At 67.8% G+C, this 10,442-nt stretch carries 11 protein-coding genes; 8 read left to right on the top strand and 3 right to left on the bottom strand.

Going from position 1 to position 10,442, the window contains the following annotated elements:
* Window positions 1-424 precede the first annotated feature (424 nt).
* Window positions 425-1,003, bottom strand: a complete 579-nt coding sequence (locus ACIP8W_RS31380; RefSeq protein ID WP_402205799.1) for an ATP-binding protein — start codon at window positions 1,001-1,003, stop codon at window positions 425-427.
* 289 nt (window positions 1,004-1,292) lie between these two features.
* Here ACIP8W_RS31380 and ACIP8W_RS31375 point away from each other — a divergent pair, with 289 nt between their 5' ends.
* The gene (locus tag ACIP8W_RS31375) at window positions 1,293-2,102 is read left to right on the top strand and encodes an SDR family NAD(P)-dependent oxidoreductase (protein WP_402205797.1); all 810 of its coding nucleotides are present in this window, start codon (window positions 1,293-1,295) and stop codon (window positions 2,100-2,102) included.
* Between the two features lie 9 nt (window positions 2,103-2,111).
* Here ACIP8W_RS31375 and ACIP8W_RS31370 read toward each other — a convergent pair whose 3' ends face one another.
* A complete protein-coding gene (locus tag ACIP8W_RS31370; protein WP_402205796.1) occupies window positions 2,112-3,497 on the bottom strand; it encodes a hypothetical protein in 1,386 nt (461 codons plus the stop codon).
* Between the two features lie 211 nt (window positions 3,498-3,708).
* Between ACIP8W_RS31370 and ACIP8W_RS31365 the strand changes: the two genes are divergently transcribed.
* From ACIP8W_RS31365 to ACIP8W_RS31335, 7 genes are all read left to right on the top strand, one after another.
* Window positions 3,709-5,229 (top strand): radical SAM protein, encoded by a 1,521-nt coding sequence (locus ACIP8W_RS31365; RefSeq protein ID WP_402205794.1) that lies wholly within the window; start codon window positions 3,709-3,711, stop codon window positions 5,227-5,229.
* A 16-nt stretch (window positions 5,230-5,245) separates the two neighbouring features.
* On the top strand, window positions 5,246-5,923 hold the full coding sequence (locus ACIP8W_RS31360; protein WP_402205793.1) for a hypothetical protein: 678 nt from the start codon (window positions 5,246-5,248) through the stop codon (window positions 5,921-5,923).
* The gene (locus ACIP8W_RS31355; protein ID WP_402205791.1) at window positions 5,920-6,744 is read left to right on the top strand and encodes a hypothetical protein; all 825 of its coding nucleotides are present in this window, start codon (window positions 5,920-5,922) and stop codon (window positions 6,742-6,744) included. The genes ACIP8W_RS31360 and ACIP8W_RS31355 overlap by 4 nt, the downstream gene beginning before the upstream one ends.
* Window positions 6,737-7,579 (top strand): PfkB family carbohydrate kinase, encoded by an 843-nt coding sequence (locus ACIP8W_RS31350; protein WP_402205789.1) that lies wholly within the window; start codon window positions 6,737-6,739, stop codon window positions 7,577-7,579. The genes ACIP8W_RS31355 and ACIP8W_RS31350 overlap by 8 nt, the downstream gene beginning before the upstream one ends.
* Window positions 7,580-7,604: 25 nt before the next feature.
* Window positions 7,605-8,558 carry a nucleoside 2-deoxyribosyltransferase gene (locus ACIP8W_RS31345; RefSeq protein ID WP_402205787.1) on the top strand — a complete coding sequence of 318 codons (954 nt, stop codon included), beginning with the start codon at window positions 7,605-7,607 and terminating at the stop codon, window positions 8,556-8,558.
* A complete protein-coding gene (locus ACIP8W_RS31340) occupies window positions 8,555-9,055 on the top strand; it encodes a hypothetical protein (RefSeq protein WP_402205785.1) in 501 nt (166 codons plus the stop codon). The genes ACIP8W_RS31345 and ACIP8W_RS31340 overlap by 4 nt, the downstream gene beginning before the upstream one ends.
* Before the next feature lie 80 nt (window positions 9,056-9,135).
* Complete coding sequence (locus ACIP8W_RS31335; protein ID WP_402205783.1) at window positions 9,136-9,441, top strand: MazG-like family protein; 306 nt, start codon at window positions 9,136-9,138, stop codon at window positions 9,439-9,441.
* Between the two features lie 212 nt (window positions 9,442-9,653).
* On the opposite strand, the gene ACIP8W_RS31330 is transcribed toward ACIP8W_RS31335, so the two are convergent.
* On the bottom strand, window positions 9,654-10,442 hold a 789-nt coding region (locus ACIP8W_RS31330), incomplete at its 5' end, for an IS701 family transposase (protein WP_402205781.1).

Here is a 10,442-nt window from a genome sequence, read left to right as displayed (position 1 = left end):
GGGAGATTATCTGGCCGCCACCAGGGACACCCACGAGGCCACCAGCGGGGAAGATCACTGGCCGCCCACGGGGAGCACTACGAGGCCGTTGACACAGGTGCTCGGCGACTGCCGTCTCCATACCGCGGCGACCGCAGAGGGCTCGCCAGGGCGAGCCGTCAGCGAGCTGTGGGGCCTTTGCGGACGACTACTCCTCGTCGCGCCGAGCGCCAGCCCCTCCGCTCAGCCGCTGGCCGTACCAGTGGGACTCATGAAGCGACGCTGCTCGAATGGAACCGTCTGCGCGGTGGCGGGGCGTAGCCGCTATCTCCGCCTGCTCGTCGGCGCTCACCATGCGCACTCCGTCGAAGAGACGTTGTTCCCAGGAGGAGAGCTCCCTGCCGAGCTTGGGCGCCGGGCTGACTTCTTCCGTCTCGTCCACGGCTCAGATGCGCCCGACCCCTACGAGCACGCGGCCGATCAGGTTCGGATCGACTCGTGGCGCCCTCAGCTTCCCGGGGCCGGCTATTGGAGGCCGGTCCGGAGAGCGCGCCGACCTCTCGTCTCCACCAACTCGGTTGGCGGGATTGAGACCGATCTCGGCCCACACCACCTTGCCGGGCATACCGCGCGCCGGATAGTGGCCCCAGCGCCTGCTCATCACCGCGACGATGAAGATGCCACGGCCCCCCGTCGCCTCCACGCCGACCTGTTTCAGCACCGGCGGCCTCGTGTCGCGGTCCCACACCGATACCCTCACCGCATCGCCGAGCATCTCCAGCGTGAGTTCGAAGGTCTGCACCGTGTTCCGCACCGAGAACGGGGAGGTGTCTTCCTCGCCCTCCTTGGGGTGCCGGACTGCGTTCGTAGCCAACTCCGACACCAGAAGCTGCACGGTCTCGACGATGTCGGCGTGCACGCCCCAGCGGGACAGAACGTCTGCGGTGTGCAACCGCGCCAAGCCAACGGCGTTGGGGGTATCAGCCAACATGAGGCTTTTGCGCGAGTGTGGTGCCTGGGACACGGTGTGCCTCCCGAGTTGGGAGAGGAGCGCGGGGTGCGTTCGCTGGCTCTCGCTCGTTTCGTGATGGGGCCGCCGAACCCGGCATCGGCGATTGAGCAATGGCAGACGGCATCCCGGGTCCGCGCCGTCTCCGGATCCGCGGGACCGATACTTGGCGGATCGCCGACTGCACGGTTTTCCCCGGGCCGGGTACGTCCATAAGAGAACCGCCCTCGTGCCGCGTTAAGAAGGGTGCAGGGAGGATGTCTCCGGCCACACGGGTCGGCATGGTTGGTGAAGGGTTGTACGGATGACGAGTGCAGAGAGTGACCACGGGAAGCGAGCGGTAAAGGGGCGGTTCGAGGGGCGACGAATCGTGGTGACGGGGGGTTCCAGAGGGCTGGGCGAGTACGTCGTGCGCCTGCTGCTCTCGGAGGGAGCGCAAGTGGCGACGTGTGCTCGGAAACCCGAGCCGTTGGAGGCGCTTCGCAGTTCGCTCGGTTCGCCCGACGCACTGTTCACCCGGCCCCTGGACGTCACCGCGCCGGAGTTGCTGGAGCGGTTCGTAGATGAGGCAGCGTCAGTGCTGGGCGGGTTGGACGGCGTCGTCGCCTGCGCCGGCGGCGCGCGTGGTCGAGGGATCGCCGAGGCAACAGCTCAAGACTGGTCTGCAACATGGGAGATGAACGTCGGCCATGTCGCGCGGCTGGTCGCCACAGGTGCGCCACACCTGCGGACTGCTGGCGGCGGCCCGATCGTCGTGGTGGCTTCGATCTCCGGTTGGAAGCCGGGTCCACAGGCTCAGTACGGCGCGGCGAAGGCAGCCCAGATCCAGATGGTGTCGTCGTTGGCGAGGGAGCTGGCCACGGACGGCATCCGCGTGAACGCGATCTCCCCCGGGTCGATGCTCATCCCGGGCAAGCGATGGGACCGGATGCGTCAAGAGGACCCAGCGGCCTTCGACCGCTTCCGCGCCGAGTTCCCCGGCGGCGACCTGGTGCGTCCGGAGGAAGTGGCGGACGTGATCGCGTTCTTGCTTTCCGACGAATCCCGGGGGGTGACAGGAGTCAACCTGCCTGTCGACAAGGGGCAGAACGCGCCTACGCCGGAGGGGTACTGACTGAGCGGGTCAGGCCGCAGTGCCGAGTATGGGCCTGGCCCGGAGTTCGAATTCGCGCACGATCGGCTCGCCTCGGTGAGGAGCAAGTCGCGTGCGGAAGTCGCGCAGTGCCTGGACTGACCGCTCGCTGTGAACGCCGCTGAGTAGGTCCAGGGCGTTGCTAGCGGTGCCGACTGCCTCGTCCAGCCTGTCCTGCTGGAGGAACGCCGTGGCGAGTACCGAGCGGCTGATCGCCTGCCGACGGCGCCGGTCGCTGTTTGCCTCAACCGACGCGCTGGCGAGGCGCTCGGCCTGAGCGGCCTCGCCGAGGTCACGGTGGACCAGGGCGGCCTCGGCTTCGAGATAGTGGTGGTCCAGGAAGCGGACCCACGGAGATTCCTCGGCCGGCCCCCGGCTGATTTCCAGTCCCTTGCCAGCCGCGTGGAGGGAAGCCGTGGCCTGTCGGGTGTCGCCGAGAGCGGCGTAACCGCGGGCGGCCATGGCGTGCAACCGCATGAGTCCCAGCGGGCTGCCCGACAACTTGGCGGTCGCGATGCCCGCTCGGGCGAGCGAGACGCCTTCAGCGGGGTTGCCGAGGCTGGTGGCCAGGTGGGACATGCCCGCCAGGATTTGTCCGCCGAGCACACGGTCGCCGCCCTCGGCGCACAGCCTCAGTGCTTGGATCATGTAACGCTCGGCGAGCCCGTAGTCGGCGGTGTCGTACGAGCACCAGCCAGCGGTCGCGGCCATCTTCGCGGCCGAGGTGTACAGGAGTCGGCGCTGGTGGCTGGGCATGTTGCGCTGCTGCAGCATGGGTGCGAGCTGGGTGCTCAGGTAGTGCACGATGCTCGCTCTGACCCCGCCGCCGCCGAAGCGGTTGTCCATCTCGTCGAACATTTCGATCATCGACTGGACCTGCTCGACGGGCCCACCGTCGGCGACAGCGGCTAGGCGTGGAGCCTGATCGTCCTCAAGGAGCCAGAGGAGCCACTGGCGTTGAGGGTCCATGAGGGCCAACGCAACGAACGGCACGGCCCCGAGCAGGCTGCGCCGCGAGATGTCAGTGGAGCCCAGCTCCGCGAGCGTGTGCAGTGTTTCACCCACGTCTTCACGGTACGTCAAGGCCCGTGCGACAACGGGACGCTGGCCCTGCTCTGCGAACCCGAGGTCGACGGGCGCGATGGGGCGTCCTAAGAAATCGGCCAGGGCAGCGGCGATGAACTCCGGAGCGCGATCACGAGGCGTCATACCTTGCAGCCACCGGGTCACGGACGCCTTGTCGTAACGCGTTACCACGCCTTGCAGCGCGGCCAGTTCGTTGACTTTGCGGGCAAGGGCGGCATGCGAACGACCGGCCTCCGAGATCACAGCAGCGAGCGCGGCGTTGGTCTCGCCAGCCCCCCTTGCACTTCCCATGCGTAGATGATGCCTTGTCGATCACGCTCTGTCCCAGCCTTTCGACACAGGGGCATGAAAGAACAACCTCCGTACAACCGAACAACCCCGCTGCCCTCTCCTCGGAACGGGTGGCAGCGCTGAGACTGGGAGAGCTGCGGGCCGACCGCCCATCCCAGCGAGGACGCTGCTGGAACGTCGCCGATGCCCTCAGCACCGGAGGGAGAACACCATGCAGCCAGTAGTCGTCTTGGACTGCTTCACTGTCGAGCCGAGCGGTCTCGGCGTGCCGCCGTACCTGTCGACCTACGTTCGGAACGCCTGGTCGGCACTGCGTCGGGCAAGGCCGGACGCGGACGTCCGGTACGTGACGATCGACGACGTCCGCTGGTGTCTCGCTGGCGGCGGGCCCACCGTCGAGCCACCCCAGAGCGATCCGTTCACGTACTCGACCACCGTCAACCGGGACTCCGCCATTCAGCTTCTGCGGGATGCCGAGATCGTGGTCGTCATTGCCGGAGACGCCGTTCCCTCCGTCCATCTGCATGCTGTGAACGGGTCGTTCGAGGAGATTTCCCGCGCGCTCGCCTGTGCACGAGGCCGTCGGTACCTGCTCGGGCCGTTGTCCACCTACGCCCTGGCCGCTCCTGCGGAGTACGCCGGGCTGTTTGACGCCGTCCACACCCACACGGTGACGTCCGGCGACCTCCTGCTCGGTAGCCACCGCCCCGCCCCCTACGGGCAGATGCAGCGCGAGCGCGACTCTTTCACCGGGCTCGTCGAGCAGATGCCCTGGCGGCCGATCGCCGAGCTGGAGCTTTACCGCGGCTGCACCCGGCGCAAATTCTGCGACTTCTGCAACGAGCCTGCGAAGTCCCCTCTCGTCGCCTTCCGCGAGGTCGACGATGTCGTCGCCGAGGCTGCCCAGCTCTACGCCGCCAGCGTTCGGAACTTCCGACTCGGCCAGCAGACCTGCTTCTTCTCCTACCGCAACCGGGACGAGGACGCGATCCGCGCCCTGCTCGGCGGTATCCGGGAGCGCTGCCCCGAGCTGGAAGTGCTCCACATCGACAACGCGGACCCCCTCGCTGTGGCCGCGCCGGTCGGCCTGCGCATCGCCAAGCTGGTGGCGGACTACTGCACCGAGGGCAACTGCGCCCCGATGGGCATCGAGAGCTTCGACCCGGTGGTCATCGCGAGGAACACCCTCACCTGCACGCCCGAGATCCTGATGCGGGCCGTCGAGCACGTGAACGAGGCGGGCGCCGCCCGTGGTCCCGGTGGTCTGCCGATGCTGCTCCCGGGCCTGAACCTGATCTACGGTCTGCCCGGTGAGACCCACGGCACCCACGTGGCGAATCTCCGGGGCCTGGCGGAGATTCTCGACGCCGGCCTTCTGTGCCATCGGACGAACGTCCGCCTGGCACGGGCCTTCCCCGGTACACCGCTGGCCGCGCTCGGCGAGCTGGAGCGGCTGCCTTCGGCGGAGCACTTCCCCTCCTGGAAGGCGGACATCGACTTCACCTGGGATCAGCCGATGAAGGAGCGGGTCTACCCGACTGGTCTGCGAGTGCCCGGACTTCACAGCTACTTCATCGGCCAGGGCGGCACCTGGTGGCGACGACTGGGCTCGTACTCGATCCAGATCGTCGAGCGCGATGCGTCGGTGCCGCTCGGCACTACCGGCGAGCTGGTGGTTACCGGCCATGCACCTCGCATGATCTACGGAGAACGTGTTGCATCCGCTTCGTGACGGGACGCTCGCGACGTTGGCGGCCCTGGATGCAGCGGCGGACCGCACCATCCGTGCGGGGCTGCTGCTGCCCTGGGCCAACGTCGCCGTGGAGACCGAATTGACCCGGCTCGGCCTGCGCCAGACGGTCTTCCACCACGCGCGGCTCGTACCCGCATCCAGGACGACGGCGATCGACGCCTCATTCTGGCTCGGACTGCGTGAAGCGTCAGCGCAGGCGCTGGACTCGCTGTCCCACATCCCTCTCGACGCAGTAATGCTGGCGTGCACGTCAGCGGGGTTCACCGGCGGTCCGCCGCTACCGGGCGGTGTGTTCACCGCCTTCGACGCCCTTCTGCGGGCTCTCACCGAGGCAGCCGTGGCACGCGTGGTACTGGTTACGCCGTACCCCGCCCTGGTGACCGAAGCGGAATCGGCGGCGTTGGCCGAGGCCGGCGTGGAGGTCTTGGCTCATGCGAGCCTGGGCCTGTCCGACGGCTATCCCACGATCACCCCGGATCAGATCCTGTCCCTGGTGGAGCAGCTCCCGCAGGAAGCGGTCGGGGCTGCCGAAGCCGTCGTCTTGTCGTGCACCGGATGGCACACCCTGCCGGTGGTCGTTGAACTGGAGCACCGGTTCGGGAAGCCGGTCTTCTCGTCCAACCTCGCCATGGCACTTCTGGCCACCCGCGCCCGTGCTGGAGTCTGTTCATGAAGATCGAGAGAGCGAAGGCGAAGCCGCTTGAGATCCGGCGCGTCCACCGGCTGGTGGCCTGTGCCGCCGCTCTCCCGGATGTGCAGGCCGAGGTGGAGGCCAATCATGACGAGAACCGGTGGTGGCCGACGTCGATCAGCGATCCACGTGTGCGGATGCTCGCCGCTGGCTGGTCCACCCGGGTCTCCTATCGAATGGTGGAGACATACGCCCGAGTGATCGCCTCGGCGAACGCTCGTGGGTTCGAGAGCCTCGTTGCCGCCTCCGACGCCGAGCTTGCAGCGCTGGTGCGTCCCATCGGCTTGCCACAGACCCGGATCGACTACCTGCGCTCCCTTGCGGAGCTTCTCCGTGGCTGGGAGGAGGAGGGGACGGACCCGACTGAGGATGCAGCCGACTGTGATGCCTTGATCCTGGACTTCGCCTCGCGCGTGCGGGGTGCGTCCTACAAGGTCGCCCAGTGCGCACTGCTCAACGCCCGCGGGTATCACTGCGGCATCATCCCCGTGGACTCCGGCATGGTCACGAAGCTCGCACCCGTGCTGGGCCTCGCCCTTCCGTCGGGAGCCGTGGCACACGAACGTATGCGGCACGTCCTTGAAGCGACCGTGCACGCCCGCTCAGCCGAGTTCCGCTCGCTGGCCACCGACAACGAGTACCAGGTGACAATCCCCCAGAGGGCGGAGCCAACCTGGTTCGCACACCTCGTCTTGATCTACTTCAAGCGCCTGTACCTGAACGGTCCCGCTCCGCAGCTCTGCCGTCGGCGACCGGTCTGCTCGAAGGTCGTCGACTGCGCACACCGTGCCCGCCGTGCTTGACCTTCTGGAGGACACCGTGGAACGCCTTGACATGATCGGCAACATCAGCCGGGACCGGACCCGCTATCCCGATCACCGTGGTGGATCCCGGCTCGGCGGCGCAGCTCTGTTCCTGTCCCTGGCGGCGGCGAAGGCCGGCCGCCGGGCGGCCCCGGTTTGCGTCCTCGGGGGCGATCTCTCGCATCTTCCGGAGGCACCGGGTCTAGACACGCTCGACTGGACGGCCCGGATCCAGGTCGACGGCGTGTCCACCACCTTCGACTTGCGGTACGACCTGCAAGGCGAGCTGGTGGAAGTAGGCACCGACTACGGCGTGGCCGAGGGCCTGACCGAGCATGCGCTCAGGCATGTGGACCTGCATCCGGGCGGCACCTACCACGTCTGCTGCCGCCGACCGCTGGACGTGGCGGCCGTGCTCGATCGACTCTCCGCGAACGGGAGCGACTTCAGCGCGGACTTCTTCCTGCCGAGCGCGGAGGAGATGATCCGCGCTGCCGCGCCCTGGCTGCCGAAGGCGACCACGTTGTTCGTCAACGCCGCCGAGCACCGGCTTCTGGAGCAAGTGATCAACCCCGCTGCGCTTCCGGAGGTGATCATCACCGATGGCCCCCGGGCCGCAGTAGTTCAGCGCTTCGGGCGCCAAGTCGCCTCCGCCGTTCCGCCGCCGCATCCTCCGCGCGAGGTCTCCGGTGCCGGCGACACCTTGGCCGGGACCTTTCTGGCCCATCGTTCGCAGGGTGCAACAGCCGCGCAGGCGCTGACAGAGGCGACTGGAGCTGCGGCTCGGTACGTCGCGGCCCCGTCCCTTCCGATCCCCGCGCCCCGTCGCGGCTGACCTAATGACTTGGGGTCCTCTTCCGGTGTCCGTCTACGTAGCCCACCGGCTTTTTGCCGCGCACGACCGCGCTCTCGCCGCCGACCTCGCCGATCGACTCTCCACGAAAGTCGGACCAGAGCGCGTCTTCCTGCCGTTCTGCGACACCGACGAGGAGGACCTAGTCGCCGAGGTCAAAGGGCGCCGTCTGTTCGAGCTGGACCGCGAACGCCTCGGCAGCCTCGACGCCATGGTCGCAATACTGCACGGTCCGAGCCTCGACGACGGGGTCTGCATGGAAATCGGGTACGCCGCTGCGTCGGGCGTCCCAGTCATCGTGCTCACCACCGACTTCCAGACCTACTCGCTGACCGAGGCCGGCCCTCGCCTCGAATTCCCCGACCCTCTCCTCCAGGCCGTGGCCACACACATCGTGCGCGTCACCAAGCTCGGACCGCCAACCCTGCCGTCGACCCCGCCCCAGTCCCGCTTTCCGGGCTTCCAGGCACGCAACGTAGCCCAGACGAACACGGCACTCGACGCAGCCGTCGACGCGCTGCTCGACCTCCCGGATCGTGCTCCCCGTCTCATAGGTGCACCCGCCGTAATCGGCGCACCCGTCTACGTCGAAGCATCGCCGTACACGGCATGGGGTCGAGATCACCTGGCCAAGGCATGTGTCGACGCCGGGCACACGGTGGTGGTGCCCCAGCGCTTCACCGCGTTGGACCCGATAGCGGGGGCCCTCGCCGACCTGACCGCGGTGTGCTCGGCTGCTCGGCTACTGGCCGACGTCTCCGGACCGGAAACACCGCCCGGAACCGCCCTGCTCATAGGTGCGGCTGCGGCCAGCGGCGTACGGATCGCAGCGTTCCAACCGCGCCCGACGTTCACGCACGCCCATGGCCGCGAGCCCAACTGGCGGAACCTCATGATCCAGTACGCCGCCGACGCCCACCTCGACAATGGCGACGCCGTCCTGTCCTGGCTGGCCGCATGAACCTCGACGAGATCGCCGGCGAATACCAGACCTTGGTCCTGGAAGGCTGCGACGGGGTCGGCAAGAGCACGCTCGGTGAACGCTTGTCGACGGACCACGGCTTCGTCGTTGTGCACTCCCCGAAGACGCCCGACCATCTCGACCTGGCCACCCGCTACAGGAACATCCTTACCGGGCCCGGACGGATCCTCTTCGACCGGTGCTTCATCAGCGAACTCGTCTACGGCCCCCTTCACCGGGGCCGGTCTCGGATCAACTGGAGCCAGGCAATCGACCTGGCCGAGAGCGTCATCGAGCGTTCCGGCGTGCTCATCCACCTGACCGCACCGCCAGCCGTCATCCGCCAGCGGCTCCTCCTGCGCGACGGTGAGGCGGTCAGTCTGGAGGAGGTATCCGCGCTGGTGACGGGGTACGACAGGGTCTTCTCCACCCTCGCTGACTACACTCGCGTGGTCACGATCGACACCACGGCCCTCGAACTCCCCTCAGCAGGGTGACGGCCTGCCGAAGCCAGCACACCAACACTCCGCTCCCGCTAGGCTTCGAAGGCACCTGCTGTACCGCCGCTGGAGGAGTCTTGGAGATCGGGTCCGCCCAGAAGCTCGCCTGGGAAAACAAGACCCTCAAGGGGTTCAACACCACGGACGTGGCCTTGGAGTTTGGTCTCCTCACCGCCGAGGTCGGCGAAGCCTTCACCGCCTGGTGCAAGGGACTACCCGATCTCGGGGAAGAACTGGCCGACGTCTTCCTCTACTTGACGGCCCTGGCCGAGATGAACGGCGTGGACCTGGACTCCGAGGTCGCCCGGAAGATCGAAAAGAACACGCGGCGTACGTACGAGCGGAACGAGCACGGGGCTCAGATCCGGACGAGCGAGGTCTAGGTCTCGCTGAGCGACGGCGGCGGGCCCCCGAATTCGCCCTGGTCGGGGGCCCGCCGCCGTACAGGTTCAAGGTCAGCACATTGCTCGGTTGACGCCTCTAGTAGTGCTTGGTCATGTTGGTGCGGGATCTGGCATGTCGCGGTGACAGGTGGGGCAGGCGCCGGTCCAGATCACGAGGAGTATCTGCAGCTCGCGAACGACCCGATAGAGGCTCAGGCCGACGCCGTCTCTTTTGGGGATCGGCTCAGTCGCTGCAGGGTGCAGAAGGCGTGGGCGACCGAGACGAGGGTGACGTGGTGGTGCCAGCCCGGCCAGGTCCGGCCTTCGAAGTGTGCCAGGCCCAGGGCTTGTTTCATCTCGCGGTAGTCGTTCTCGATGCGCCAGCGGAGCTTCGCGGTGCGCACGAGTTCGGGCAGCGGGGTGGTCTCGGGCAGGTTGGAGAGCCAGAACTGCACGGGCTCGGCCTGGTCTGCAGGCCATTCGGCCAGCAGCCAGCGGACCGGAAGCCCGGTAGCGTCCGTGGCCCTGCGGATCTCACGTCCGGCGGGCCGGATCCGCAGAGCCACGAAGCGCGAATACATGCGCTTGTGCCCGCTGCGGCCGCTGCCCGGCCGTGATCCCTGCCGCCACTGCACCGGCCGGGCGGAAGATTTACCGGCCGCGATGACCAGGCTCTTCACCCGCTGTGCCGGCTCGGGATAGGCGGGATCCGGCCGTCGGCCCCTGCCGGGGTAGGCCGGGGTGCATGGCTGTGCGTCCTCGGGTTGCGCGGTGGTCGTGGTCGAGATGCCCACCACGTAGTCGAGACCGCGTTCTTCCAGGCCGAGCCGGAAAGCGGCGGTGTCCCCATAGCCGCCGTCGGCGATGACCCGGGGCACCTCGATGCCCCAGGACCGCGTCTCGTCAATCATGTCGAGGGCCAGCTGCCACTTCTCGACATGGCCCACCTGGGCAGGGATGGCGCACTTGGCACGGCGGGCCACTTTGACCGGATCGGCCTT

This window comes from Streptomyces sp. NPDC088554, from assembly GCF_044752945.1.
GTDB lineage: Bacteria > Actinomycetota > Actinomycetes > Streptomycetales > Streptomycetaceae > Streptomyces.
This window is presented reverse-complemented; position numbering and strand designations above follow the sequence as displayed.

What these genes read in the sequence shown, in the direction of transcription:
- ACIP8W_RS31375 (WP_402205797.1), top strand. Translation starts at nt 1,293, where the DNA reads ATGACGAGTGCAGAGAGTGACCACGGGAAGCGAGCGGTAAAGGGGCGG.
- ACIP8W_RS31370 (WP_402205796.1), bottom strand. Translation starts at nt 3,497, where the DNA reads ATGGGAAGTGCAAGGGGGGCTGGCGAGACCAACGCCGCGCTCGCTGCT.
- ACIP8W_RS31365 (WP_402205794.1), top strand. Translation starts at nt 3,709, where the DNA reads ATGCAGCCAGTAGTCGTCTTGGACTGCTTCACTGTCGAGCCGAGCGGT.
- ACIP8W_RS31355 (WP_402205791.1), top strand. Translation starts at nt 5,920, where the DNA reads ATGAAGATCGAGAGAGCGAAGGCGAAGCCGCTTGAGATCCGGCGCGTC.
- ACIP8W_RS31340 (WP_402205785.1), top strand. Translation starts at nt 8,555, where the DNA reads ATGAACCTCGACGAGATCGCCGGCGAATACCAGACCTTGGTCCTGGAA.